Origin of the sequence: Bittarella massiliensis (ex Durand et al. 2017) (assembly GCF_017566145.1) — a bacterium.
Lineage (GTDB): Bacteria > Bacillota > Clostridia > Oscillospirales > Ruminococcaceae > Bittarella > Bittarella massiliensis_A.
On the sequence record NZ_JABFCL010000001.1, the window covers coordinates 61154 to 86935 of the forward strand.

The window sequence follows — 25782 nt, forward strand, 5'->3', positions numbered from 1 at the left end:
TGAAAATCCCATCCTCAGGCGGCCGCCGGTTGGCTCTTTGACGCGGTTCCGCTTATTGGGGTCGCGGAGAAGGTCAGAGGACCCAAAGGCCGGGAAGGCCGCTCTGTCTGCCTGTCGAGAAAGGCCGCCGTTTTCTCGGTGCGCCATCGCCTGAATATTTGACTTTTCCCCTCTTTTTGCCTATAATGAACGGTATGTGTACGGTGCCTTTTGCCAGCGGGGGAGCGCCGGTTGGAGCAGACCGGTTCCGCCGCTTTTCAACTGCACCGCTCAAAATTGCAACTGGAGGAGTTTCACCGGTGAAAAAGAGAGGAAAAATCACATTTTTCGTTGTCTTTGCACTCATCGTGTTGCTGGCTTATACCGCAATAGCGGGCATCAGCACCCGGTATGGCGATGTGGAAAACATCATCATCAAGGGCGTTGACAGCATCCGATGGGGCATCGACATCCGCGGCGGCGTAGACGTGACCTTTACCCCGCCTGCCGATGTGGAGGCGACTGACGACGAGATGTCCGCCGCCGAGTCGGTCATCAAACAGCGCCTGGTGTCCCAGAATATCACCGACAGCGAGGTCTACACCGACTACCAAAACGACCGCATCATCGTCCGCTTCCCCTGGAAAGAGGGGGAGAGCGACTTCAATCCCGAAAACGCTATCAAGGAGTTGGGGGAGACCGCCGAGCTGACTTTCCGCGAGGGCAACAGCACCGACGGCACCGGCGCCCCGTCAGGGACGACGGCCACCAACATCATCCTGACCGGCAGCGATGTCAAGAGTGCAAAAGCTGGCCAGACCAGTGGCCAGAGCGGCAGCAGTGCTCAATTTGTGGTGCAGCTGGAACTCAATGACTCGGGCAAGGAGAAGTTCTCAGAGGCCACTGCCAAGCTGGCCCCCAGCAACGGGATCATCTCCATCTGGCTGGACGACCAGATGATCAGCTACCCCAATGTAAAGGATCACATCACCGACGGAATCGCCACCATCTCCGGCAACTTTGACGCCGAGAGCGCCAAGGAGTTGGCCGACAAGATCAACGCCGGCGCCCTGCCCTTTGCCCTGACGGCCGACAACTACAACACCATCAACCCCACCCTGGGGCTGGATGCCAAAGACGCCATGGTGTTGGCCGGCGGGATCGCGCTGCTGCTGGTCTGCCTGTACATGATCATCGTCTACCGGCTGCCGGGCGCTGTGGCCTCCATTGCCCTGGTGGGGCAGACGGCCGGCGCCATCGCCGCCATCTCGGGCTATTTTGCCCCCTTCCCCAGCTTCACCCTCACCCTGCCGGGCATTGCGGGCATCGTCCTCGCCATCGGCATGGGGGTGGATGCCAACGTCATCACCGCCGAGCGCATCAAGGAAGAGCTGCGCTCCGGAAAATCGGTGAACGCGGCCCTTCAGTCCGGTTACAAGCGCGCGTTTTCCGCCATCTTTGACGGCAATATCACCGTCATCATCGTGGCCATCATCCTCATGGGGGCCTTTGGCCCGCCGGCAAGTATGTTTGCCACCCTGCTCAAACCCATCTTCCAGTTCTTCCCCTCGGCCATCACCGGTTCGATCTACTCCTTCGGCTACACCCTGCTGGTGGGTGTGATCATGAACTTTGTCATGGGCATGGGCGCTTCACGGCTGATGCTCAAGTCCGTCTCCAAGTTCAAGTGTTTTGGCTCCAAATGGCTGTACGGAGGTAAAAAAGATGAAGAGTAACATGAACATCGTCGCCAAGCGAAAAATCTTTTTCACCATCTCCCTGGCCATTGTGGCGGTGACCATCCTGGTCTCGGTGATCTTCGGCGTCAAGCGGGACATCCAGTTTACTGGCGGCGCCATCATCACCTATTCCTATCAGGGCGAGTTGGACAAATCCGCCTTTGAAAGCGAAATGAAGGCGGCTCTGGACGGCCAGCACCTCAACTTGCAGTACTCGCAAAACAGCGCCACCGGCAAACAGAATGTGGTGGTCTCTCTGCCCAATTCGGGCAGCATCTCCATCGACAAGGTCAGCTCGATTCAGTCGATGCTCGATCAGAAGTTTGCCGCCAACGAGCTGACCCAGGAGTCGATCGACAGCGTCGACCCCACCATGGGCGGCGAGTTCTTCCTCAAGTGCATTGCCGCGGTGGTCTTTGCCGCTGTGCTGATGATCCTCTTCATCGCCCTGCGCTTTCGCAAGATCGGCGGTTGGTCGGCGGGTGTCATGGCTGTGGTGGCCCTGCTTCACGACGTGATCATGGTCTTTGCGGTCTTTACCCTCTGCCGCATCCCCCTCAACGACAACTTCATCGCCGTCGTTTTGACCATTTTGGGCTACTCGATCAACGATACCATCGTCATCTATGACCGCATCCGCGAGAACACCCAGCTGCACCGCTCGATGCCGGTGGCCGAACGGGTCAACCTGAGCATCAACCAGAGTTTTGTGCGCACCATGAACACCACCATCACCACTGTCATGGCCATGAGCGTGGTCTGCATCGTGGCGCTGATCTTCAACGTCACTACCATCCTGACCTTTGCCTTCCCCATGATCGTGGGCATGATCTCCGGCGTCTACTCCAGTCTCTGCATCAGCGGTCCGCTGTGGGTGGTTTGGCAGGAGCACAAAGCCAAAAAGAAGGCCGAGGCGGCCAAAGCGCCCAAGGCCAAAAAGAAGAAGTAAACTTTCCTGTTCTTTGCAATCAAAAAACACCCGCTGTCCAACGGACAGCGGGCGTTTTTTTGGCCCGTACAGAGTTGCAATTTATCAAAAAATCTCCTATACTAAAAGGCGCCTGGCAAAAAGGGGAGGGGTGTTTTGTCTTTTTGCAGGTATGCAGGCTGGTTTTGCAAGCTCCCGACCGGGCGTGGCCGGAGAGAGAAAAAGGAAAAGTTCCCCAGGCCCTTGGGCAGCAAAAGACGACTTGGAGAGCCGCTTTTCCTCTGGGGGAGTACACTGTGAGGCGTCCAGGCTCCTTCCCGCGACAGGGTGAAAAATGCCCTCTCTTCCGGTGACAGGATACGGAGAACCCCCAACAGAAGGAAGGCGGACGGCTGCATCTCTGGCTGGAAAAGCCACCGCAGAGCATCTGCCTGTCCAGCAAGGAAAATGGCAAATTGTTCAGATGGTGAGCCAAATCTGTGAAAACAGTAAGTTTATAAGCATTTGCTTAGTCGATGAAAAAATTGTCGAATGTTTTGGGTTGTCTTTTGTCGGATTCCAACGTATACTTTTTCATAATACATGTATGGAGGAATCAAAATGATTGTGAAGACAGCCTACACAGAAAATTTTGAAGAAAAGATCCGCTACGACCTGATTGGGGAGTATCGAGAATTGGATGAAGTCTACTATATTGGCTATGGGTTTGAGGTGACAGCATATAGGAGCGGGGAGTCGCGCCGGATCGCCGATTTCACTTCGCTCCCCCGGCAGGCTGAAAAGGTCTTTCAGCTGCTGGTAGACTGTAAAGTTGCACCCCTTCAGCTCCAATACGTTTTGGAGGATTTGCTGTAAGGCGAGCACAGAGAGGGAGAAGAGCTATATGAAATGTCCGTTTTGTTCCTATACAGAGAGCAAGGTTGTCGATTCCCGTCCCACCGAGGAAGGGGAAAAGATTCGCCGCCGCCGGGAGTGTCTCAGCTGTGGCCGCCGCTTTACCACCTATGAGGTGATCGAAAATCTGCCTCTCATCGTCATCAAAAAGGACAAGTCGAGGGAGCTGTTTGACAGGGACAAACTTCTGGGTGGGTTGATTCGGGCCTGCGAAAAGCGCCCCATCCCCTTGAGCCAGCTGGAGGAGTTGGCGGCTGACATCGAGACGTCCTTTCTCAACTCCTTGATGGGAGAGGTCACCTCTACTGAAATTGGCGAAAAGGTGATGGAGGAACTCAAGGCGATCGACGAGGTGGCCTACGTGCGATTCGCCTCGGTCTACCGGGAGTTCAAGGACATCAACTCCTTTATGGACGAACTCAAACGGCTGCTGCAAAAGGACGGAAAGTAGCGATTTTTCCGCGAAAAATAGAGCCTTGTCTATCAAGGCGACAGTGGGGCGCCCGAGAACAAGTTCTCGAGCGCCCCACTGCCGTTTTTCGGAAAAGGGTATTAGGTGAGGATTTCCCAGGTGATGTTGTCCCCTTTGAGGATGTGCTCCAAGTTGGAGCGGACCCCGTAGCACTCGCCCAGGTAGAGGGAGAGGTCCCCCTTTTCCAAATAGCCCTGCATCTTGTAGATGGACACTCCAATGTCCTCTACATTTTTGCGGTTGGTAAACAGGTTGATGAGCTGTTTGCTGTCCTCCCAGGACTGCATCAGCTTTTCGTTCTTTTCCGGCAGCTGTTCGCTGCTGTCGGTGGCCAGCAAGATGACCTCGTTGAGCCTGCCGTTGATGTCGTTGTAGCAGTTGGTGAGAATTTGGGTCGAGGTCACGGCCAGGGCCACGGAAAGGGCGAAGATGCTCAGGGCGAGGATGACGCGCTTCACGAAACCGCCTCCTTTTATACTGTAAAGTGAAATGCCTTTTCAGGGATGAATGGGTGGGAAGGGAATCAGCTCCCCTCTTTTTTTACAATGCGAATATTGCGATAGCTGTCGCAGGTCATGAGAAATACGTCGGGAACGCGGCAGTGGCTGGCAGCCAGCTTCTCCTCTACAAACTGGCGGTCGATCCCGCAGTCGCGCAGGGCCTGTTCCATCAACTTGCCGTCGCTGATGACCACCAGCTGGGGGGTGGGGTCGGTGCCGGCGATCTGCATATCCTTATTCTGTACGGTGGCGGCGGAGAAGCGCTGGAGCACGCTGAGTTTGCCGTTGGTCTCGACGATGGCATAGTAGACGTCCTCCAGGGAGAAGATGTCCTTGAGGCGCAGTTCCTCCAGCAGGTCCTCCACGGTCATCCGCAGCTTTTCCAACTCATTTTGCACGATCTTCCCCTCCCGCACCACCACAATGGGGGTGCCGGTGACCATCTTGCGGAAGCGGTTGCTCTTGAGGGAGAAGAAGGAGAGAAACACCTCGTAGCAGATGATCAAAAAGATGGGCAGGATGCCGGCTAAAATGGGAATATCGGTGTTTTCGATGGGCAGGGAGACAATGTTGGAGATGAGGATGGTGGTCACCAATTCAGAGGGCTGCATCTCGCTGATCTGCCGTTTTCCCATCAGTCGCAGGGCTATGATGACGATGGCGTAAAGTATCGTCGTGCGCACAATCAAAACTAACATAACATCACCTATCGCTAGTATGGTGGCAGCCGCCCCTATTATGTATGAAGCGGTGGAAAAAAGGCCAGAATAGGCCAGAGAGAGGTGATGGAAATGAGGCTGTGCGCCAACTTGACGGAGAACATCGTCGCCCTGCGGGCGATGGTCGAAAACAGCTCCGATTTTTTGAACAAATCCATCCATTTGGCGGGGCATCGGTGTGAACTGGTCTTCTGCGAGGGGATGATCGGCATCGGCACCCTGGCGGAGCTGATTGTCGAGCCCCTGCGGGAGTACCGGGACGCGCATATCCAGGGGCCGGAAGAACTCTTTTTGACCCTGGGGCGGACCGATTTTTTGGCCGCCGACCAGAAGGTGGTCCTCACCCGGGAAGAGGTGCTTCAGTTTGCCATGTCCGGCTTTGCGGTGCTGCTCATCGACGGCTGTGAAAAGGGGCTGGCTCTGGGGGTACAGGGATTCAATTTTCGCTCCATCTCTGAACCGGGAAACGAGCAGAATATGCGGGGGAGCAGGGAGGGCTTTGTGGAGGCCGCCCGCATCAACCTGACCATGATCCGCCGGCGGATGAAGAGCCCACACCTGAAATTTGAATATATGAACCTGGGCAGCGAGAGCAAGACCGACGTCTTTTTGGTCTACATGACCGACAAGGTCAGCGCCAAGGTGTTGGCGGAGATCAAGGAGCGGATGGGCACCATCCGCCTGGAGGCCATCCTGGACAGTGGATACGTGACCCCGTTTTTGGACAAGAAAAACGCCTCGCTCTTCTCTGGGGTGGGGTATACCGAGCGCCCGGACACCCTCTGCGGCAAGATCATGGAGGGCCGGGTGGGAATCCTCGTCGACGGCACCCCCTTTGTGCTGGTGGCGCCTTACCTCTTCAGCGAAAATTTTCAATCGCTGGACGATTATGCCCAGCGGCCCTACTATGTGACCTTTATCCGCTGTTTAAAGTTTTTGGCCTTTACAATCAGCTTTCTCCTCCCTGGCGGCTACGTGGCGGTGGTGACACACCACCCGGAGTTGCTGCACAAGGAACTGCTGGTCAAGATCATCGAGGCACAGCAGGGAACGCCGTTCCCCTTGATGGTGGAGGCCCTCATCATCCACATCATCTTTGAGATCATGAGAGAGGCGGGGCTGCGGCTGCCCAAATCGGTGGGGCATGCCGTCAGCATTGTCGGGGCCCTGGTCATCGGCGATGCGGCGGTCTCGGCCGGCCTCATCGGCACCCCCATGGTGCTGATCGTGGCCCTGACGGCTGTCAGCTCCTTTGTGGTGCCAAACCTCTACGAGCCGGTGACCATCCTCAAGTTTGCCTTTATCCTGCTGGGGGGCTTTTGGGGGCTCTACGGCATTGCCCTGGGGCTGTTGGCGCTGCTGCTCAACCTCTGTTCCATCAACACCTTCGGCATCCCCTACACCAGTCCCATCTCCCCCTTTGGCAAGGCGGCGTTTCGCGATGTCTTTGTGCGGGCCAGCTGGACCACCCTGCAGAGGGGGCACAGCGGCATTGTGCAGGACCTGCCCGGCTCCTCGGTGCAGAGCGATGGGGGGCACGGCGATGCATAAGGGAATACAGTATATCGGCCGCAAACAGTTTGTCCTGCTGCTGGTTCTCTCCAATCTCTTTAGTTACCTCACCTACTACCCCCGCGCCTCTGCAGGGCAGGTCGCCTTTGGCTCCAGCATTGCCGGTCTGGTTTTGGGAAATCTGGCCGTATGGGGGATCGGCGCCCTCTTTTTCGCGCTGGAGGACGGCACCGGCAAGAATCTCTGTGACTTCATGCTTCTGTACAACCGGCCCCTGGGGCGACTCTACAACGGGCTGTTGGCGATCTTTTTGGGGCTGTCCGCCGCCCACTCCATCTGTGGATTTGTTCGCTTTCTCAACCGGGAGATCTTTCCCCAGAGCAGCTATCTGATCTTTTTGATCCCCTTTTTGGGGGTGCTGCTCTTCGGCGTGGTGGTGGGGATCGAGAGTTTTGCCCGCACCGCGTCGGTGATCTTTGTCTGCGCCGCCCTCTCCATCGCCCTCATCTTCTTCGGCACGGTGGGGAACGTGGAACCCTCGGCCCTGCGGGCCTATTCGCAGGTGCGATGGAGTGGGCTCTGGGGAACCTTTGTCGCCGTCTTGCAGTCCAACGTGGAACTCCTGCTCCTCTTCACCCTGATCAAGCATCTGGCACAGCGCACCCCTTCAGTCTTTCAGAGCTATTTTTGGCTGGCCACCGGCGGAGCAGTGGGCCTCTCCCTGCTGGTGAAACTGGCCCTGGGAAACTATGCCCAGCTGCAACAGTACCCCTTTTACGCCCTGGCAGTCTCCTCTGACCTGTCGGTGGTGCAGCGGCTGGACTCTTTTTACCTGGTCATCTGGGTGCTCATCTCCTTTGTGCGGGTGACCGCCCTGCTTCTCGCCCTCTGCACCGCCCTGCAGGGGGTTCTGCACGACTGCCGTTACAACAGCGGGGTTTGGGCAGCTTTGGCTCTGGTGTCCGCCCTCTCGGCGGCGGTGGGAGCTAGCAGCCGGCTATACGAGTGGCTCACAGCTGTGGTCAAGGGGTGCTTTGCCCCTCTGACTTTGGCGCTGCTGCCCCTGCTCTATGTGTTTTACAAGCGGGCAGTGAACAGAGGGGGAAAGGGGAGAGGAGGTGCCCGCGGTGAAGCGGTTCACTAGTGTGGCGACGGCCTTGATCTGCTGTCTATTGCTGCTCACCGGCTGTGCCGACGGGCAGCAGATCAGCCGCCGCAAGATCGTTCGCGCCCTGGCGCTGCAGGGAGATGAGCGCGGCTACACGGCGATTCTCTGCATCCTACAGCCGGAGGAGAACCAATACCTCCCCCTGTGGGGGGAGAACCTGGACGATTTGCAGCGCCAGCTCTCCCAACGGGAAGTCTTTTTGGACAGCGCCGACCAGGTTTTTGTCTCCGACGAACTGGTCTACCGCGGAAATTTACCTTTGCTTCGGCAGTTCTTCATTGAACAGCTGCGCATCCGCCCGAGTGCCAAGGTTTACGCCTATACCGGCGAATACAGCGAGGAGTGGATGGGTCTCACCCGGGAGGAAAACGGCCAGTTCGGTTTTGCCGAAGTGCGCGACCTGGCCGACGAGAGGATCACCCTGCCGGTCATTGAGACAGGGCCGCTGGGGGCGGGGGCGGTGCGGGCTCTCCGCGCGGAAGAGGAGCGCTCTTACCCCCTTGGCTCCCAGGAATACCTGGGCTACCTCCTGCTCAACCGGCGGCTGGACGGCTACAAGAGCGAGTGGGGGCTGATCGCCAGCACCGCCCCCTACATTCAGCCCGGTGAGGGGAGGAGGGAGAGTGTGGTCACGGTGTCTGTGCGCACCTCTCCCCAGGTGACTGAAAAAAAGCTGATAGAGGCTGTCGAAAGTTATCAAAAGCTGTGTGAAGATCGGTGCTGCAAACCCATTGATCTGTTGGAGGACGAGGTGTTTGAGGTTTCGGTATGGCAGAAAAATGGAGACTCTTTTAGAGAAATTTTGTGACCATTGCCAGATTCTGAGAGATTGCTGGCAAACGTTTGCACAGTTTTCGGCGGGCAGAGTGACCATTGCCGCGTCCCCCGCACAGAAAAGCGGCCAGGCCGAATGAATCGGTCTGGCCGCTTTTGCAAAGGGGAAAATCCTATTTTTTGGTCAGCTTGTCGGCCACATAGAGGCCGTTGGCCGCCGCCTGGGAGAGGGAACGGGTGAAGCCGGCCCCGTCGCCCAGGGCATAGATGCCCTTGCAGCCGCTGATGGCAAAGTCGTCAGCCGCCGGACGGGCGGAGTAGTATTTGCACTCAATGCCGTAGAGCAGGGTGTCGTGGTTGGCGGTGCCGGGGGCAATGGTGTCCAGGGCGTGCAGGGTTTCCAAGATGCTGTCGAGCTGGCGCTTGGGCATGCACAGGGAGAGGTCGCCGGCCACTGCGTCCAGGGTGGGGCGGGTGGTGGACTGGCGCAACCGGGCCTCATCGGTGCGGCGGCCGTTTTCCAGGTCCCCCAGGCGCTGTACCAGCACGCTGCCGCCGCTGATGAGGTTGGCCAGCCGGGCCACGTGGCGGGCGTATTCGATGGGCTGATTGAAGGGTTGGGTAAAGCGGATGGTGGAGAGGAGGGCGAAGTTGGAGTTCTGGCTCTTTTTGGCCTCGTCCCGGTAGGCGTGGCCGTTGACGGTGAGCACCCCGTCGGTGTTCTCGGTCACCACCTGGCCCCGCTCGTTAAAGCAGAACATCCTCGTCACATCGCCGTATTTTTTGGAGCGATACCAGATTTTGGGCTCGTAAATCTTTTTGGAGAAGTCCTCCCAGATGATGGAGGGCAGTTCGACGCGCACCCCCACGTCCACCTGGTTGTTCTCCAGCGGAATCTGGTTTTGGGCGCACCACTGGGAGAAGAAGCGGCTGCCGGCCCGCCCCACGGCAAAGATGATCTCGTCTGCCTTGAAGGAGGCGGTACCGCTGCGGTCCTCGGTGAAAATCTCGTGGCTCTCTCGGTTGACGTCGACCACATTGGTGTCGGTGACGATCTCCACCCGGGAGCTGATCTCCTCGATGAGCTTGCGCATGGTGTCGAAGTTGGCGTCGGTCCCCAGGTGTTTGAGCTGGGCCTGGGCCATGTGCAGGTCGTTTTGCAGGCAGCGCTTTTTCAGGTCGTTGTTGGGCATAAAACGCTCGGTGGTGGCGCCGAAGGAAACCAGGATCTTGTCGGCCTGCTCAATGTAGTCGATGACCGTGCTGGGGGACAAAAAGTCGGTCAGCCAGCCGCCGTACTCGGTGGAGATGACATATTTGCCATCGGAAAAAGCGCCGGCGCCGGCCATTCCCTCCATGATGGCGCAGGACTCGCACTTGATGCACTTTTGCACCTTTTTGGCGACGATGGGGCAGACCCGCTTGACAATGGCATGGCCCTTTTCCACCAGCACCACCGATTTCTCCGGGGCGTTCTCCGCAATCCGGTAGGCGGCCATAATGCCGCCGATGCCGCCGCCGATAATGGCAATGTCGTAGTGTTGTTTTTTCACCGTGGTATCCTCCGTTTTCTTCTCTGCGCCACAAAAAATGGCGCGCTCCCGCTTGGCCGGGGGATTTGGCGCGCCATTTGAAGTGCAGGCGGCGACCCAGGTCGGGCCGCAGTCATTTCTGTATCGTACACAGGGGCAGAAGAGGGGAGATGTCCACATTTCGAGGACAGCTGTATCCTTTCTACCCGATGCGATAGTATATCACAAAATCTGCATTAGTCAAGAGCGAAGGGCCTTGACATAGATCTTTTCGAGATTTTCGCCCAGGGTTTTGGCGCCGGAGTGCTGTACCGATTCCACCACCGACTCCTTGAGGGGCTGTTTGTCCTCCAAGTCGCGGTAGGCCAGCAGTTTTTGCGCCAACTCGTCGGCGCTGTTGTAGATGAATCCGTTGACCCCTTCCACCACCTGGCCCTTGTTCAGGGGGTCGTGGATGTGAAAGACCGGCAGACCCACCGCCATCCCCTCCAGCATGGAGATGGAGTTGGTGTCCGAGAGGGAGGCGGTGACGTAGGCGTCGCAGGCCACCAGGTATTCCAGCAGCTGGTCGTGCATCACCTTGCCGATGAACTGTACTTGATGCGAGAGACCCAGTGCTGCGGCCCTGCCGATCAGCTCTTCCCGCTCCGGCCCGTCGCCGATGACCATCAGCTTGAGGTGGGGCTCCTTAACCAGTTGGGAGGCGGCCCAGAAATCCAGCAGTTGGTCGATATTTTTTTCCTTCCCGACCCGGCCGACAAAGACGGTGACAAAGTCGTCGGCCGCGTAGCCAAGTTGTTCCCTCAGGGAAGCGACCTTCTCCATGTCGGCGTGCTCCAGGTTGAAGGTGTCCAGTTCCACCGGGTTGGGCACCACGTTGACCGGTTTTTTGATGCCGTGGCTGCGCAGGTAGCTCTCGACCTTTTTGGAGGGGCCAGTCACCTGGGCGGCGGCTTTGACAAACATCCGCGAGTAGCGGCCGGCCACCTGTTTGGCGGCGGGGATCAGGTGCTTGGGCACCACGTAGTAGAGGTAGTCGTCGTACATGGTGTGCATGGTGTAGACCATGGGAACCTTGCGCCGCTTGGCGTACTGATAGCCGAAGAGACCGATGCCAAACTCCTGGTGGATGTGGACGATGTCGGGGGCGAAGTTGTCGATGAGTTTTTCCCGCACCCGGCTCACAGGGGCGGCCAGGCCGTAGCCGTAAATTCGCTTGAGCTTTTTACAGGGGCAGTAGAGAACCCCGTCTTTTAAGGTGTGGCGCTTCACCTCCGGGTCGGCAGTCACCACCAGCACCTGGTGGCCCAGCATCTCCAGACCGGTTTTCAGCGAGTGGACATGGGTGACCACACCGTTGATGTACGGCAGATAGGTCTCGACAAAAAGCGCTACTTTCATAATCCAAAGAACTCCTCTGTACTGGTTTGGCAGGCCCTGGTTTGCGGGGGGAGGGGCCGACCGATTTTACTTGACCCCAGTATACCATAACCGTTTTTTAAAAGAAACGCTTCCGGCTAAATGTCAGTTGAAAGGAGGCCATTTTTCATATATACTTAAGATACATTAAGGGGGGACTGCAAATTGGAAGGAAAATTCAGCGTAAGTCTTGCTACCATCGTGCACAAATTCGGCCTGGAACCCATCGTGATGCCCAAAGACCCCGCCGAGATCGCCATCACCGTGGGCGATCTGAACCGCCCCGGCCTCTACCTGGCGGGCCATCACGATTTTTTTGATTGCTCCCGCATTCAGCTCATCGGCAATCTGGAGTACTCCTATCTGCTGGACCTGGACGACGAGGCGCGGGATGCAAGCCTCTGCCGCTTCTTTAAGACCCAGCCAGTCGCCGTCATCTTCACCCGCGGGCTGGAAATTTTCGAGTCCGCCATCCGCTACGCAGAGGAAAATGGCGTCCCCCTGCTGCGCACCAGCGAGCCCACCTCCGCCTTCATGTCAGGGCTCAACTCCCTGCTCAACATCGAACTGGCTCCCCGCATCACCCGCCACGGCGTGCTCGTCGAGGTCTACGGCGAGGGAATTTTGCTGTTGGGAGAGAGCGGCGTCGGCAAGAGCGAGACCGCCATTGAGCTGGTCAAGCGGGGGCACCGACTCATTGCCGACGACGCGGTGGAGCTGCGCAAAACCTCCACCACCACCCTGGTTGGCACTTCGCCCGACAACATCCGCCACTTTGTCGAACTGCGGGGCATCGGCATTGTCAACGTCCGCCGCATCTTTGGCATCGGCTCGGTCAAGATGAGTGAAAAGGTGGACATGATCATCCATCTGGAGCCCTGGGAGGCCGACAAGAACTATGACCGCATCGGCCTGGAGAACACCCACACCGAAATTTTGGGGATCAAGATCCCCTCTCTCACCATCCCGGTGAAACCCGGGCGGAACCTGGCCATCATCATCGAGGTGGCGGCCATGAACAACCGCCAGAAGAGAATGGGCTACAACGCCGCCCGCCAGCTGCTGACCAACCTGGGGATGATCGAGGACGTAAAAAAGGCAGAGGAGCAGGACATCGACCTTTTTTAGGGGATGAACGGCAGCCCTGCCACATAGAGTAAATGGTGTAACGCCGAAGGAGATAAAATCAGTATGAGATTGATCGCAGACACCCACACCCACACCCTGGCCTCCACCCACGCCTACGGCACCGTTATCGAGATGGCCCGGGGCGCCGCCGAAAAGGGGCTTCCCATTTTGGGGATGACCGACCATGCCCCCTCCATGCCCGACTCCCCAGACCTCTGGCATTTTGGCAACCTCCACCAGCTTCCCCCCGTCATTGAAGGGGTGCGGGTACTGCGGGGGTGCGAGCTGAATTTGATGGACTGCACCGGCAAGGTGGACCTGGACGAACACTTTTTGCAGAAGATGGAATGGGTGGTCTGCTCGATGCACCCCGAGGTCATGGCCCCCGGGAGTGTGGAGGAGAACACCGAGGCGGTGCTCAACTTACTGAAAAACCCCTATGTGGATGTCTTTGGCCACCCCGGGGCCAACTGTTACCGCTTTGACTACGAGCGGGTGGTCCCCCTCTTTAAGGACAGCGGCAAGTACATTGAATTCAACGCCTCGTCGGTGACCTTCCGCGAGGGGGCGGCTGAAAATATGTTCACCATCGCCAAGCTCTGCAAGGAGCACCGGGTGGAGGTCATTGTCAACACCGACGCCCATTCCCCCTTCCGGGTGGGGGATTTTGAAAAGGCCACCGACATCCTCGCGGCCGCCGACTTCCCCGAAGAACTGATTGTCAACGCCGACCTGGGCCGCTTTGAAAAGGCCCTGGCCAACCGGCGCGTCCCGGTCTCCCTGTGACCGGAAATACTGCACTGGCAGGAGGATCGCTTTGAACTACGACCGCTTTATTCAAGAGGCAAAGACCAAGGACTGTGACATCTTGCGCGATGAGCCCCTTTCCCGCCACACCACCTTTCGCATTGGAGGGGCGGCTGACTGGATGGTCATCCCCCACACCGCCCAGGCGGCGGGGGAACTTTACGCCCTGTTGGAGAGGGAAGATCTGCCCTGGTTCCCGCTGGGGCGGGGCTCCAACTTGCTGGTGGGGGACAGAGGCTACCGCGGCGTGGTGCTCAAGAGCGCCAACAAATACGGCCGTCTCTCCTTTGACGGCGAAACGGTGGAGGCAGATGCAGGGGTCTCTTTGGCCCGGCTGTGTTACAGTGCCTACCAGCACGGCCTCTCTGGGTTGGAATTTGCCTGGGGCATCCCCGGCAGCGTGGGCGGGGCGGCCTATATGAATGCCGGCGCCTACGGCGGCGAGATGAAGGACGTCCTCTCCTCCGTGACCTTCTGGGAGGGGGGAGAGGAAAAGACCTTTTCCCGGGAGGAGTGTGGTTTTTCCTACCGCCACAGCTATTTTTCCGACCGGGACTGCCTCATCACCCGGGTCCGCCTCGCGCTGCAGGCGGGGGAGAAGGGCGCCGTCAAGGAGAAGATGGACGACCTGTTGGGCCGCCGCTACACCAAACAGCCCATGGAGAAGCCCAGTGCCGGCAGCACCTTTAAGCGCCCCCAGGGCAGCTATGCGTCCAAACTCATCGACGAGTGCGGGCTGCGGGGCTTTTCGGTGGGCGGTGCCCAGGTGAGCGAGAAGCACTGCGGCTTTGTGGTCAACGCCGACGGCGCCACCTGCGCCGACGTGCTGGGGCTCATTGCCGAGGTGCAGCGGATCGTGCGCGAAAAGACCGGCTTCTCCCTGGAGCCGGAGGTGCGCTTTTTGGGGGAGCAGTGAGGGCTGCTCTTTGCCGACAGAACAAGACAGGCTGCCTGTCCGGGCAGTTGGCGAGGAGGATGTGAAAATGGACGCGAAGATGGAGCTTCTGGTGATCACCGGCCTTTCAGGGGCGGGCAAGAGCCAGGCGGTGCGGGTCATTGAGGATATGGGTTACTACTGCATCGACAACATACCGCCGGCCCTGATCGGCCGCTTCTTTGAGGTCTGCGCACAGACCGACGGCAAGCTGCGCAAGGTGGCGGTGGTGGCCGACGCCCGTTCGGGCGACTTTTTCTACAAGTTGCTGGAAGAGGTGGAGAGCATAAAGGCCACCGGGGTCGACGTGAAGATCCTCTTTTTGGACTGCGCCGACGAGGTGCTGGTGCGCCGCTACAAGGAAACTCGCCGCCGCCACCCTCTGCTGGATGTGGCCGGTTCCCTGGAAAAGGCGGTGGCCGCTGACCGGTTGATTCTCAAGCCGGTAAAGGAGCAGGCCAACTATGTCATCGACACCACCCTCCTCTCCATTACCCAGCTCAAACAGCGCATCATCGACATCTTTGCCGACAGCGCCTCCTCCTTCTTCCAGATCGACACCCTCTCCTTTGGCTTTAAGTACGGCATTCCGGTGGAGGCGGACCTGGTCTTTGATGTGCGGTTCCTGCCCAACCCCTTCTACATTCCCGAACTCAAGCACCAGACCGGGCTGGACCAGCCGGTCTACGACTATGTGTTTGGGCAGAAGGAGACGGGGCTCTACGTGCAAAAACTCTTCGACCTGTTGGACTTCTCGGTTCCCTACTACAAAAACGAGGGCAAGAGCCAACTGGTCATCGGCATCGGCTGCACCGGCGGCAAGCACCGCTCGGTGGCCATTGCAGAGACCCTCAACCGCCACTTTACCGACCAGGGGCTCAAGGCCAAGGTCACCCATCGGGACATCTTAAAGGACAGGTAGAACATGTCATTTTCCACCTCGGTCAAGACGGAGATCATGAAAAATGTGCCGGAGACCCGCTGCTGTGCGGCGGCCATGTTGTATGGCCTGCTGCTCGGCGGCAGGTCTTTTTCCGCTGCCTCCATCGAACTGGTGTCGGAGAAAAAGGCGGTGGTGCAGTTTGCCAAGGAGCTGACCCGCCGCATCTTCGGCGAGATGATGCGCACCTACAGCATTGAGCGGCAGAACGCCGCCGGGCACAGCCTCTACTCCTTTCGCATTGTGGACCCCGACGACATCCAGCAAATCCTGCTCTTTTACGGCCATGCCGGGCAGGAGGTGAGCCTGCGCATCCAGCGCCAGTGCTTTCTCTGCACCGAGTGCCGCCGCCACTTTTTGGCCGGCGCCTTTTTGAGCATGGGGCGGGTCACCAACCCCCAAAAGGAATACCATCTGGAACTGACCTCTTCCCGCCGGGGACTGATGGGGGACTTGGCCGAGGAATTTCGCCGCATCGGTTGGCAGCCCAAGGTCTCCCGCCGGGGAAACGTCAACCTCCTCTACTTCAAGGACAGCAAGGAGATCGAGGAGGTACTGGTGGCGGTCGGTGCGCCGATGAAGTCGCTGGAAGTGATGAATGTCAAAATCTACAAGGACATCCGCAACCAGGTCAACCGCCTCACCAACTGCGAGACCGCCAACATCGACAAGACCGCTACCGCCGCAGCCGGTCAGACGGCGGACATCGAGTACATATTGGAGAAGAGGGGGGAGGACTTCTTGGGGGAAGAGCTGCTGCTGGCCGCCCGGCTGCGGCTGGAAAACCCCGAGGCGTCCCTCAACCAGCTGATGGAGGTCTGTCCGCCGGGAATCAGTCGTTCCAGCCTCAACCGGCGGCTGGCAAAGATACGAGAACTGGCAAAAAAGTTGCGAGAGGAGGAAGGAAACAATGGCCAATGACAACGGCTTTGTTCACCTGCACCTGCACACCGAGTACAGCCTGCTCGACGGGGCCTGCCGCATTGGCCAGTTGATGGACAAGGTCCTCTCCCTGGGACAGGACGCGGTGGCCATCACCGACCACGGGGTGATGTACGGGGTGATCGACTTCTACAAGGCCGCCAAAGCCAAAGGGGTCAAGCCCATCATCGGCTGCGAGGTCTATGTGGCCAGCCGCGCCCGCACCGACAAGGTGCACGGGCTCGACTCGCAAAACCACCATCTGGTGCTCCTCTGCGAAAACTACACCGGCTACCAAAACCTCATCTACATGGTCAGCCAGGCCTTTATCGACGGCTTCTACAAAAAGCCCCGCATCGACCACCAGTTGCTGCAGGAGCACAGCGAGGGGCTCATCGCCCTCTCGGCCTGCATTGCCGGTGAGGTGCCCAGCTTACTGTTGCAGGGGGATGAGAAGGGGGCGGAGGAGACCGCCCGCTTTTACCGCGATCTCTTTGGCAAAGACCGCTACTACATCGAGCTGCAAAACCACGGCCTGGATCTGCAGGCGGAGGTCAATCCCAAGCTGGTGGCCCTGGCCAAAAAGCTGGACATCGGCCTGGTCTGCACCAACGACTGCCACTACTTGAGCCGGGAGGACAGCAAGATGCAGCACCTGCTCACCTGCATCCAGCTGGGGAAGACGGTGGACGAGGACACCGGCATTGAGTTTTCCACCGAGGAGTTTTACGTCAAGGGCAGGGAGGAGATGGAGGCCCTTTTCGGCCACCTGCCCGAGGCCATTGCCAACACCCGCAAAATTGCCGACATGTGCCAGCTGGACTTCGAATTCGGGGTCACCAAGCTGCCCTACTTTACCTCGCCCACCGGCGACAACCAGTCCTATTTCGAGGACCTCTGCTGGCAGGGGCTCTGGAATCACTACGGGAAGGACTGCCCGCAGGAGATCCAGGACCGGCTCTCCTATGAGTTGGGGGTCATCACCCAGATGGGGTATGTGGACTACTTTCTCATCGTGCAGGACTTTGTCAACTACGCCAAGAGCCACGACATCCCGGTGGGGCCGGGGCGGGGTTCGGGCGCGGGCAGCCTGGCGGCCTACTGCATCGGCATCACCGGGATCGACCCCATTGAGTACAACCTGATTTTCGAGCGGTTTTTAAACCCGGAGCGGGTCTCGATGCCCGACTTCGACATTGACTTTTGCTATGAGAAGCGGCAGTTGGTCATCGACTATGTCATTGAAAAGTACGGCGCCGACCACGTGGCCCAGATCATCACCTTCGGCACCATGGCGGCCCGGGCCGCCGTGCGGGACGTGGGGCGGGCCCTGGGCATCGCCTACTCCACCTGCGACCAGATCGCCAAGCTCATCCCCATGCAGCTGCACATCACCATTGCCGAGGCGCTGAAGATCTCGGCTGATCTCAAGCAGCTCTACGACAGTGATCAGACCGCCCACGAGGTGCTGGAGATGGCCATGAAGCTGGAGGGGATGCCCCGCCACGCCTCCACCCACGCCGCCGGGGTGGTCATCAGCCGGCTGCCAGTTTACGAGTACGTGCCTTTGCAGAGCACCGACGGACAGATCGTCACCCAGTTTACCATGACCACCCTGGAGGAACTGGGCCTTTTGAAGATGGACTTCCTCGGCCTGCGCACCCTGACGGTCATCAGCGACGCCGAGCGGATGATCCGCCGCCGGGAGCCAGGTTTTGACATCGGCGCCATCGACAAGCAGGACCGGGCCACCTTTGAGATGCTGGCCTCGGGCGATGCCCGGGGGGTGTTCCAGTTCGAATCGGAGGGGATGAAGCGGGTGCTCACCGACCTGGGCCCCACCCGCATCGAGGACTTGATCGCCGTCATCTCCCTCTACCGCCCGGGGCCGATGGACTCGATCCCCCGCTACTTAAAGGCCAGCAAAAACGCCGCCTTCATCACCTACAAGCACCCCTGGCTGGAGGAGATCCTCGACGTGACCTACGGCTGCATCGTCTACCAGGAACAGGTGATGCAGATCTGTCGCAAGCTGGCGGGGTTCACCTACGGCCAGGCCGACATGGTCCGCCGGGCCATGAGCAAAAAGAAGGCCGACGTGATGCAGAGGGAGCGCCAGCGCTTCCTCTACGGCGACGAGGACCCCGACAGCCAGTGCGTGGGCTGCATCAAAAACGGCATTGACGAGAAGACGGCCAACGACATCTTTGACGAGATGTCCTCCTTCGCCTCCTATGCCTTCAACAAATCCCACGCGGCGGCCTACGCCTATGTGGCCTATCAGACGGCCTACCTGAAATGCCACTACCCCAAGGAGTTCATGGCCGCCCTCCTCACCAGCGTGCTGGGCAACACCGATAAGGTGGCCGAGTACATTGCCGAGTGCGACCAGATGAAGATCCCGGTGCTGCCGCCCTACATCAACGAGAGCTACCAGCGCTTCACCGTGTCGGGGGATGCCATTCAGTACAGCCTCCTGGGCATCAAGGGGCTGGGGGAGGGGGTCATCGCCGAGATCGTGGCGGAGCGAGGGAAGGGCGGGCCCTTTACCTCCCTCTACAATTTTGTCGACCGGATGAAGAAGATCTTGACCCGGCAGCTAAATAAAAAGGCCATTGAAAACATGGTGCGCTGCGGCTGCCTGGACAAGCTCAACCCCAACCGCCGCGCCCAGGTAGAGGCCATCGACGGCCTCTTCGACTACATTGAAGAGCGGGACCGGCGCAACGTAGAGGGACAGCTCAATCTCTTCGGCGGCGGGGAGGAGGGGGAGGAGGAGCCCTTCGCCCTCCCCGCGGTGGAGGACTACCCCCTGCGGGAAAAGTTGCAGATGGAAAAGGAGATCATCGGCTGCTACATGTCCGCCCATCCCCTGGACGAGTACCGGGAGGTCATCGAGCGGGGCAAGTTCCCGCAGATTGCCTCCATGCTCCAGCTCGACGACAGCAAAGACGGCCTTAACGTTCGCTTTTTGGTGGTGGTCACCGCCGCCCGCACCAAGATCACCAAGAGCCAGAGCACCATGATGTTTGCCGATGTGGAAGACCGCACCGGCACCATGGAGATGCTGGTCTTTCCCTCCACCCTCCAGCAGTACAGGCCCCTGCTGCGGGAAAACGCCATTGTCGTCATCGGCGGTCACCTCTCCATCCGCGAGGAGGAGGCACCCAAACTCATCTGCGAGTACGTGCAGTCCCCTGCCGAGGCCGAATCCCCGCCGCCGCCCAGAGGGGGGAGAGCGCGCCCGACTGCGCCGGCCACCCCAGTTGCCGCCCCCGCACCGCAAACGCCGGTCCCCCCGCTGACGGAGCGGGCGGACGGACGGGCCCTCTACATCCTTCTGCCCAACCGCAACGAGGCGCTGATGGCCAAAATCCCCTCGCTGGTGGGAAGCTATCCAGGCGACTACCCAGTCTACATCTGTTTTGCGGACACCCGCAAGAAGCTCAAGAGCAAGACCCTGCGGGTGGGGCCGACAGAGGATCTGATGCGGACTTTAAAGAATATTTTTGGAGATAAAAACGTTATCATTTCCTGATTTCCCATTTTAGTCCTTGCAATCAATTGGGCTGCCGTGTACAATAAATTGGTATGTGAAAAAGGTAGTTGACATATAGGAGGTTCGCACCATGCACACCGATAAAGAGATCAAGACAATCGGCGTCTTGACCAGCGGCGGAGATGCCCCGGGCATGAACGCCGCCATTCGCGCAGTCGTCCGCACCGCCATCTCCATGGGCATCAAGGTCAAGGGGATCATGCGCGGCTATTCCGGTCTTCTCAATGAGGAGATCATGGACATGAGCATCCGCTCGGTGTCCGAGATCATCCAGCGGGGCGGCACCATTCTCTACACTGCCCGCTGCCTGGAGTTCAAAGAGATGTCCGGCGTTTTGAAGGGCAAAGAGATGTGCGAGAAACACGGCATCGACGGCCTGGTGGTCATCGGCGGCGACGGCTCTTTCCGCGGCGCGCAAGACCTCTCCAACGTCGGGGTCCCCTGCGTCGGCGTCCCCGGCACCATCGACAACGACATCGCCTGCAGCGAGTACACCATCGGCTATGACACTGCCATGAACACCGCCATGGAGATGGTCGACAAGCTGCGGGACACCGCCCACTCACACGAGCGCTGCAGCGTGGTCGAGGTGATGGGCCGCCGGGCGGGGCACATCGCCCTGAACACCGGCATTGCCTGCGGGGCCTGCGTCATTCTGGTTCCCGAAAAGCCCTTTGACCCCCAGAAGGACCTGCTCGACCGCATCCGCTACTCCCAGAGCGTGGGCAAGCGCCACTTTATCGTGGTGGTGGCCGAGGGGGTGGGCAGCGCCGGCGACATCGCCGGGCTGATTCAGAACACCCTTGGCATCGACTCCCGCACCACCGTACTCGGCCATGTGCAGCGCGGTGGCAGCCCGACCCTGCGCGACCGGGTGATGGCCACCAAGATGGGTTACCGCGCCGTGGAACTGCTCTCCCAGAACATCGGCAACCGGGTGGTAGCTATCCAGAAGGGCGAGCTGGTCGACTTTGAGATCAACGAGGCCCTGGCCATGCAAAAGACCATCGACGAGCGGCTGCTCAACATCGGCCACGCCATCTCCATCTAGCAAAGCTGGTTTTCAGCGCCCTCTGCCCGCAATCGGCAGAGGGTGCTTTTTTGCATTCCAAAGGGGGAAACACCGCACTTAAAAGTTGAATTTCACCTTTTTTCCGCCCTTTCATAGAATGGAACAGAGAGTTTGAGCGGGGGAGGGGATGCAGATGAAGCACCGCAGAAAGCGGCACCGGCGGGAATGGCTGCTGCGGGTGGGGGTGTTGCTGCTTGTCCTGTTGGGGGCGGTGGCGGCAATCGACCACCAGCTGCGGCCGATGGTCCAGTCCTTTGCCACCTACCAGATCAAGAGCTTTGCCACCGAGGTGATCGACGCGGCCATCCTCGATTACCTGGGTAAGGAGGGGGTGACGTACGACACCTTCTCCACCGTCACCCGGGACGACAGCTCCCAGGTCACCGGCATCTCCCTCAACACCGTCAATGTCAACCTCTTCAAGGCGGGGATCACCGACCGCATCAACAGCGAGATGTCCCAGATTGGGCTGCAGACCATCAAAATCCCGGTGGGTTCCCTGCTGGGCACCCAAATTTTGCAGGGCGTGGGGCCCGACATCACCCTGCGGGTACAGCCCTCGTCCTATGCCGCCTGTTCGGTGGACAGCCAATTTGATGCAGCGGGTATCAACCAGACCCGGCACCGGGTGGTGCTGAAGGTGTCGGTCATGCTCTCGGCCATCATCCCGGGGTATGTGACCCAGACCGAGCTCAACGTCGGCTACACCCTGGCAGAGACCATCATCGTCGGGGCGACGCCAGACCAGTTCACCCATGTGACCGGGGACGACTCCTCCCTCATCGGAAAGATCAACGACTACACCAAATAGGCAAGCGCGCGCCGGACGGCCCTGAAAGCGGGGCTGCCCGGCTTTTTGGAAGCTGGGGCAAAAGGGTATAGGGGGTGGAAATTTGCCCCATAATTTTGAGAACAGCCCCTGTAAAAGAGGGGAGAGATATGCTATACTAGACGAGTGTATGAACGGAGGAAGAGACAGCTATGCCAGACGCCGTTTTTGAGCGGATGCGGGAGTTGGAGAGGCAGATCGAGTACCACAACGACCGCTACTACAACCAAGACGACCCCGAGATCAGCGACTACGACTACGACCAGCTCACCCAAGAGCTGCGGGCGCTGGAGGCCAAGCACCCCCAGTACAAGAGCGAGCACTCCCCCTCCGACCGGGTGGGGGGCGTCTCCTCCAACCAGTTTGAAAAGGTCGCCCACCAGGTGAAGATGGAGAGTTTGCAGGACGTCTTTTCGGTGGACGAGGTGGAGGAGTTTTTGCAGAAGATCACCCCCGAGGGCGGCGTCATGCCCTGCGTGGTGGAGATGAAGATCGACGGCCTCTCGGTCTCGCTGGAGTACCGGGAAGGCAGGTTGGTGCGGGGCTCCACCCGGGGCGACGGCCTGGTGGGAGAGGACATCACCGTCAACCTGCGCACCATAAAGGACATCCCCAAAACCATCCCCTTTCAGGGCTTTTTGGAGGTGCGGGGGGAGGTGTATATGCCCCGTGCCAGCTTTGAAAAGTTGGTGGAGCGCCAGATAGAGGAGGGGGAAAAGCCCTTCAAAAACCCCCGCAACGCCGCCGCCGGCTCCCTGCGCCAGAAGGACGCGTCCATCACCGGGGAGCGGGGGCTCTCCATCTTTGTCTTCAACCTGCAACAGATCGAGGGCAAGGCCTTTACCGCCCACAGCGAGACGCTGCACTGGATGGCAAAACAGGGCTTTCCCGTCTCGCCCGACTTTGTCCTCTGCCAGAGCGCCGGGGAGGCAGTGGAGCGCATCCGCCAAATTGACGATTTGCGGGGAAAACTCCCCTTTGACATCGACGGCGCGGTGGTCAAGGTGGACGACCTGCACGAGAGGGAGGAGCTGGGCAGCACCTCCAAATACCCCAAGTGGGCCATTGCCTACAAGTACCCGCCGGAGGAGAAGGAGACCATTTTGCGGGAGGTGGAGATCAGCGTTGGCCGCACCGGCGCCCTCATCCCCACCGCCCTCTTTGACCCCATCACCCTGGCTGGCACCACCGTGGGCCGCGCCGTGTTGCACAACCAGGACTTCATCAACGAAAAGCAGGTGGGTGTCGGCGACGTGATCGTGGTGCGCAAGGCGGGGGAGATCATCCCCGAGGTGGTGGCCGTCAAGCGCCACTGCGAGGGCTCTCAGGTCTTTCAGATTCCCGCCTACTGCCCCTCTTGCGGCACCAAGACCGTTCAGGCTGAGGACGAGGCGGCCACCCGCTGCCCCAACCCTCACTGCCCGGCCAAAAATTTTCGCCGGTTGTGGCACTTTTGCTCCCGCGACGCCATGGACATCGACGGCCTGGGTCCCGCCATCATCGAGGCGCTGCAAAAGGCCGGGCTGGTAGAGGATTTCGGCGACCTCTACGCCCTCACCTTTGAACAGGTGGTGGAGTTGGAGGGCTTTCAGGAAAAGGCGGCCCAAAATCTCATCTCCGCCATCGAGGCGTCCAAGAAAAACGACCTGCCCCGGCTGCTCTTCGGGCTGGGGATCAAGAACGTGGGCAAGCGCGCATCGGAGTTGATCTGCGAGCGATTTCCCACCCTGGAGGCCATCATGGCCGCCGGAGAGGAGGAGATCAGCGCCGTCGACGGCATCGGCGGGGTGATGGCGCAGAACGTGGTCCGCTTCTTTGCCCAGGAGGAAAACCGCCGGGTAGTCGACAAGCTGGTGGCCCGGGGGGTCAATACCACCGCCCAAAAGCAGGCGGTGGGGGACAAACTGAGCGGCAAAAAGTTCGTGGTCACCGGCAAGCTCACCCGATTCACCCGCAAGGGGATTGAAGAGCTCATCAAACAAAACGGGGGCAAGGTCTCCTCCAGCGTGTCCAAGGCCACCAGCTACCTGGTGGCGGGGGAGGACGCCGGCAGCAAGCTGGAAAAGGCCGAGAGTCTGAATGTCCCCGTCCTCACGGAAGAGGCGTTTTTAGAGTTGATTTAGCAGGTGTATTTTGCCAGAGACCGCCGCTCTGCAGGGGCGGCATAAACCCTTATACAGATGGAGGAATGGATATGGAAATCGACGTGCGGCACATTGCCAAGCTGTCCTATTTGAAGATTGAGGACGATGAGATCGAGACCTATCAAAAGCAGATGAGCGACATCATCCAGATGGTGGAGGCCCTGCCCGACCAGGCCGATTTTGACGCCAAACCCAGGGTGGAGGACGCCATGCAGCTGCGGGAGGACGAGATTCGCCCCTCCACCCCGCGGGACAAGCTGCTGCAAAACGCCCCCCAGGTAGAGGCGGGCTGCGTCATCGTCCCCAAGACACTGGAATAGGAGGAGCAGGGAAATGGAACTGATTCAGAAGACCGCCGCCCAGCTGCACCGGCTGCTGCGCGACAGAGAGATCACCGCCGCCGAGATCACCGATGCGGTGTTTGCGCAGATCGCCGCCTGTGAGCCCCAGGTGCAAAGCTACCTGGCCCTCACCGAGGCGTCTGCCCGCAAGACCGCCGCCCTGGTGGATCAAAAACTCGCCGGGGGAGAGGATTTGCCCCCGCTTGCAGGCATCCCCATCGCCGTCAAAGACAACCTCTGTACCGAGGGGGTCACCACCACCTGCGCCTCGAAGATGCTCTACAACTTTGTCCCCCCGTACAGCGCCACCGTGGTCAAAAAGGTGGAGGAAAACCTTCTCCCCATCACCGGCAAGGTGAACCTGGACGAGTTCGCCATGGGTTCCTCCTGCGAGAACTCCCACTTTCAAAAGACCCGCAACCCCCACGACTTGAGCCGGGTTCCCGGCGGCTCCTCGGGCGGCAGCGCCGCTTCGGTGGCGGCCGGCGAGGCGGTTTTGGCCCTGGGCTCCGACACCGGCGGCTCCATCCGCCAGCCCGCCTCCTTCTGCGGCATTGTGGGCCTCAAGCCTACATACGGGGCCGTCTCCCGGTACGGGCTGGTGGCCTTTGCCTCCTCCCTGGACCAGGTGGGCCCCATGGCCCGCAGCTGCGAGGACGCCGCCATGCTCTTCTCGGCCATCACCGGCGCGGACGAGATGGACGCCACCTCCTGTGACCGGGGCCACCGGGCGGATTACCGCGACTACCTGGCCCGCGATGTAAAGGGGATGACCGTCGGCATCCCCAAAGAGTACTTCGGCGAGGGGATCGACGAGGAGGTCTCTTCCGCCGTCATGCAGGCGGCCCAGGTCTTTCGCTCCCTGGGCGCCCAGGTGAAAGAGGTCTCGCTGCCCTCCTCCCCCCACGCCCTGTCGGCCTATTACATCATCTCCTCTGCAGAGGCGTCCTCCAACCTGGCGCGCTTTGACGGGGTCAAGTACGGCTACCGCAGCGAGCACTACCAGAACCTGCAGGAGATGTATGTCAACACCCGCACCGAGGGCTTTGGCGCCGAGGTCAAGCGCCGCATCATGCTGGGCACCTACGTCCTCTCCTCCGGCTATTTTGACGCCTACTACAAAAAGGGGAAGGCCTTCCAAAGCGCCCTCTGCGCCGAGTTTGACGCCTGCTTTGCCGGCTGCGATTTCCTGCTGACCCCCACCGTCCCCCAGACGGCCTTTAAGCTGGGCGAAAACATCGACGATCCGGTGAAGATGTACAAGTCCGACATCTGCACTGTGCCGGTGAACATCGCCGGACTGCCCGCCCTGGCCATGCCCTGCGGCAGGGACAAGCAGGGGCTGCCCATCGGCATGCAGCTCATCGGCCCCCACTTTGGGGAGGATGTGCTGCTCAGTGCCGGGCACCACTACGAACAGGCGACGGGCTACCAGTTCACCGTCCCCGCCATCGCGTCGAAATAAGGAGGG

Annotated in this window: 22 protein-coding genes; 18 read left to right on the forward strand and 4 right to left on the reverse strand. The window is 59.6% G+C overall.

Going from position 1 to position 25782, the window contains the following annotated elements; all coding sequences use genetic code 11:
• Positions 1 to 299: 299 nt before the first annotated feature.
• The 4 genes from HJY11_RS00305 to nrdR all read left to right on the forward strand — a co-directional run bounded on the left by HJY11_RS00305 (position 300) and on the right by nrdR (position 3991).
• On the forward strand, positions 300 to 1715 hold the full coding sequence (locus tag HJY11_RS00305; protein WP_208074111.1) for a preprotein translocase subunit SecD: 1416 nt from the start codon (positions 300 to 302) through the stop codon (positions 1713 to 1715).
• Complete coding sequence (secF, locus tag HJY11_RS00310; RefSeq protein ID WP_208074112.1) at positions 1705 to 2667, forward strand: protein translocase subunit SecF; 963 nt, start codon at positions 1705 to 1707, stop codon at positions 2665 to 2667. The genes HJY11_RS00305 and secF overlap by 11 nt, the downstream gene beginning before the upstream one ends.
• 579 nt (positions 2668 to 3246) lie before the next feature.
• Positions 3247 to 3501, forward strand: coding sequence for a DUF6514 family protein (locus HJY11_RS00315; RefSeq protein ID WP_208074113.1), 255 nt, complete (start codon positions 3247 to 3249; stop codon positions 3499 to 3501).
• Between the two features lie 28 nt (positions 3502 to 3529).
• Complete coding sequence (gene nrdR / locus HJY11_RS00320; protein WP_208074114.1) at positions 3530 to 3991, forward strand: transcriptional regulator NrdR; 462 nt, start codon at positions 3530 to 3532, stop codon at positions 3989 to 3991.
• Positions 3992 to 4092: 101 nt separating this feature from the next.
• On the opposite strand, the gene HJY11_RS00325 is transcribed toward nrdR, so the two are convergent.
• Both HJY11_RS00325 and HJY11_RS00330 read right to left on the reverse strand, forming a co-directional pair.
• Positions 4093 to 4470, reverse strand: a complete 378-nt coding sequence (locus HJY11_RS00325; protein ID WP_208074115.1) for a DUF4363 family protein — start codon at positions 4468 to 4470, stop codon at positions 4093 to 4095.
• Positions 4471 to 4535: 65 nt separating this feature from the next.
• The gene (locus tag HJY11_RS00330; protein WP_208074116.1) at positions 4536 to 5210 is read right to left on the reverse strand and encodes a DUF421 domain-containing protein; all 675 of its coding nucleotides are present in this window, start codon (positions 5208 to 5210) and stop codon (positions 4536 to 4538) included.
• An 87-nt stretch (positions 5211 to 5297) separates the two neighbouring features.
• On the opposite strand from HJY11_RS00330, the gene HJY11_RS00335 reads away from it, so the two are divergent.
• From HJY11_RS00335 to HJY11_RS00345, 3 genes are read left to right on the forward strand one after another with little or no spacing between them, the layout of a single operon-like run.
• Complete coding sequence (locus HJY11_RS00335) at positions 5298 to 6782, forward strand: spore germination protein (protein ID WP_208074117.1); 1485 nt, start codon at positions 5298 to 5300, stop codon at positions 6780 to 6782.
• On the forward strand, positions 6775 to 7887 hold the full coding sequence (locus HJY11_RS00340) for a GerAB/ArcD/ProY family transporter (protein WP_208074118.1): 1113 nt from the start codon (positions 6775 to 6777) through the stop codon (positions 7885 to 7887). Before HJY11_RS00335 ends, HJY11_RS00340 begins: the two co-directional genes overlap by 8 nt.
• The gene (locus HJY11_RS00345) at positions 7871 to 8719 is read left to right on the forward strand and encodes a hypothetical protein (protein WP_208074119.1); all 849 of its coding nucleotides are present in this window, start codon (positions 7871 to 7873) and stop codon (positions 8717 to 8719) included. The genes HJY11_RS00340 and HJY11_RS00345 overlap by 17 nt, the downstream gene beginning before the upstream one ends.
• A 139-nt stretch (positions 8720 to 8858) precedes the next feature.
• Here the strand turns inward: HJY11_RS00345 and HJY11_RS00350 are convergent, their stop codons facing one another.
• The gene (locus tag HJY11_RS00350) at positions 8859 to 10238 is read right to left on the reverse strand and encodes an NAD(P)/FAD-dependent oxidoreductase (RefSeq protein WP_368041507.1); all 1380 of its coding nucleotides are present in this window, start codon (positions 10236 to 10238) and stop codon (positions 8859 to 8861) included.
• Positions 10239 to 10457: 219 nt separating this feature from the next.
• Positions 10458 to 11618, reverse strand: coding sequence for a glycosyltransferase (locus HJY11_RS00355; RefSeq protein WP_208074121.1), 1161 nt, complete (start codon positions 11616 to 11618; stop codon positions 10458 to 10460).
• Positions 11619 to 11801: 183 nt separating this feature from the next.
• On the opposite strand from HJY11_RS00355, the gene hprK reads away from it, so the two are divergent.
• From hprK to gatA, 11 genes are all read left to right on the forward strand, one after another.
• Positions 11802 to 12764: an HPr(Ser) kinase/phosphatase gene (hprK, locus tag HJY11_RS00360; protein ID WP_208074122.1), complete on the forward strand. Its 963-nt coding sequence runs from the start codon at positions 11802 to 11804 to the stop codon at positions 12762 to 12764.
• A 63-nt stretch (positions 12765 to 12827) separates the two neighbouring features.
• Positions 12828 to 13550, forward strand: coding sequence for a phosphatase (locus HJY11_RS00365; RefSeq protein WP_208074123.1), 723 nt, complete (start codon positions 12828 to 12830; stop codon positions 13548 to 13550).
• A gap of 31 nt (positions 13551 to 13581) precedes the next feature.
• Entirely contained in the window at positions 13582 to 14487 is a 906-nt protein-coding gene (gene murB, locus HJY11_RS00370; RefSeq protein ID WP_243764072.1) for a UDP-N-acetylmuramate dehydrogenase, read from the forward strand.
• A 79-nt stretch (positions 14488 to 14566) separates the two neighbouring features.
• Positions 14567 to 15427, forward strand: coding sequence for an RNase adapter RapZ (gene rapZ / locus HJY11_RS00375; protein ID WP_208074442.1), 861 nt, complete (start codon positions 14567 to 14569; stop codon positions 15425 to 15427).
• A 3-nt stretch (positions 15428 to 15430) separates the two neighbouring features.
• On the forward strand, positions 15431 to 16366 hold the full coding sequence (gene whiA, locus HJY11_RS00380) for a DNA-binding protein WhiA (protein ID WP_208074124.1): 936 nt from the start codon (positions 15431 to 15433) through the stop codon (positions 16364 to 16366).
• Entirely contained in the window at positions 16356 to 19904 is a 3549-nt protein-coding gene (locus HJY11_RS00385) for a DNA polymerase III subunit alpha (RefSeq protein WP_208074125.1), read from the forward strand. The genes whiA and HJY11_RS00385 overlap by 11 nt, the downstream gene beginning before the upstream one ends.
• Before the next feature lie 91 nt (positions 19905 to 19995).
• Complete coding sequence (pfkA, locus tag HJY11_RS00390) at positions 19996 to 20976, forward strand: 6-phosphofructokinase (protein WP_208074126.1); 981 nt, start codon at positions 19996 to 19998, stop codon at positions 20974 to 20976.
• 154 nt (positions 20977 to 21130) lie between these two features.
• Positions 21131 to 21808 (forward strand): sporulation protein YunB, encoded by a 678-nt coding sequence (gene yunB, locus HJY11_RS00395; RefSeq protein ID WP_208074127.1) that lies wholly within the window; start codon positions 21131 to 21133, stop codon positions 21806 to 21808.
• Positions 21809 to 21978: 170 nt separating this feature from the next.
• Complete coding sequence (gene ligA / locus HJY11_RS00400) at positions 21979 to 23949, forward strand: NAD-dependent DNA ligase LigA (protein WP_208074128.1); 1971 nt, start codon at positions 21979 to 21981, stop codon at positions 23947 to 23949.
• A gap of 71 nt (positions 23950 to 24020) precedes the next feature.
• Positions 24021 to 24290 carry an Asp-tRNA(Asn)/Glu-tRNA(Gln) amidotransferase subunit GatC gene (gene gatC, locus HJY11_RS00405; protein ID WP_208074129.1) on the forward strand — a complete coding sequence of 90 codons (270 nt, stop codon included), beginning with the start codon at positions 24021 to 24023 and terminating at the stop codon, positions 24288 to 24290.
• Between the two features lie 13 nt (positions 24291 to 24303).
• Positions 24304 to 25776: an Asp-tRNA(Asn)/Glu-tRNA(Gln) amidotransferase subunit GatA gene (gene gatA, locus HJY11_RS00410; protein ID WP_208074130.1), complete on the forward strand. Its 1473-nt coding sequence runs from the start codon at positions 24304 to 24306 to the stop codon at positions 25774 to 25776.
• Positions 25777 to 25782: the final 6 nt, after the last annotated feature.

Bases quoted from the DNA above. Each gene is read 5' to 3' on its own strand.
- ligA (WP_208074128.1), top strand. From the start codon at position 21,979: ATGCCAGACGCCGTTTTTGAGCGGATGCGGGAGTTGGAGAGGCAGATC.
- secF (WP_208074112.1), top strand. From the start codon at position 1,705: ATGAAGAGTAACATGAACATCGTCGCCAAGCGAAAAATCTTTTTCACC.
- pfkA (WP_208074126.1), top strand. From the start codon at position 19,996: ATGCACACCGATAAAGAGATCAAGACAATCGGCGTCTTGACCAGCGGC.
- yunB (WP_208074127.1), top strand. From the start codon at position 21,131: ATGAAGCACCGCAGAAAGCGGCACCGGCGGGAATGGCTGCTGCGGGTG.
- nrdR (WP_208074114.1), top strand. From the start codon at position 3,530: ATGAAATGTCCGTTTTGTTCCTATACAGAGAGCAAGGTTGTCGATTCC.
- HJY11_RS00365 (WP_208074123.1), top strand. From the start codon at position 12,828: ATGAGATTGATCGCAGACACCCACACCCACACCCTGGCCTCCACCCAC.
- HJY11_RS00340 (WP_208074118.1), top strand. From the start codon at position 6,775: ATGCATAAGGGAATACAGTATATCGGCCGCAAACAGTTTGTCCTGCTG.
- HJY11_RS00330 (WP_208074116.1), bottom strand. From the start codon at position 5,210: ATGTTAGTTTTGATTGTGCGCACGACGATACTTTACGCCATCGTCATC.
- HJY11_RS00385 (WP_208074125.1), top strand. From the start codon at position 16,356: ATGGCCAATGACAACGGCTTTGTTCACCTGCACCTGCACACCGAGTAC.
- gatA (WP_208074130.1), top strand. From the start codon at position 24,304: ATGGAACTGATTCAGAAGACCGCCGCCCAGCTGCACCGGCTGCTGCGC.
- gatC (WP_208074129.1), top strand. From the start codon at position 24,021: ATGGAAATCGACGTGCGGCACATTGCCAAGCTGTCCTATTTGAAGATT.
- HJY11_RS00355 (WP_208074121.1), bottom strand. From the start codon at position 11,618: ATGAAAGTAGCGCTTTTTGTCGAGACCTATCTGCCGTACATCAACGGT.
- HJY11_RS00335 (WP_208074117.1), top strand. From the start codon at position 5,298: ATGGAAATGAGGCTGTGCGCCAACTTGACGGAGAACATCGTCGCCCTG.
- HJY11_RS00315 (WP_208074113.1), top strand. From the start codon at position 3,247: ATGATTGTGAAGACAGCCTACACAGAAAATTTTGAAGAAAAGATCCGC.
- rapZ (WP_208074442.1), top strand. From the start codon at position 14,567: ATGGAGCTTCTGGTGATCACCGGCCTTTCAGGGGCGGGCAAGAGCCAG.
- whiA (WP_208074124.1), top strand. From the start codon at position 15,431: ATGTCATTTTCCACCTCGGTCAAGACGGAGATCATGAAAAATGTGCCG.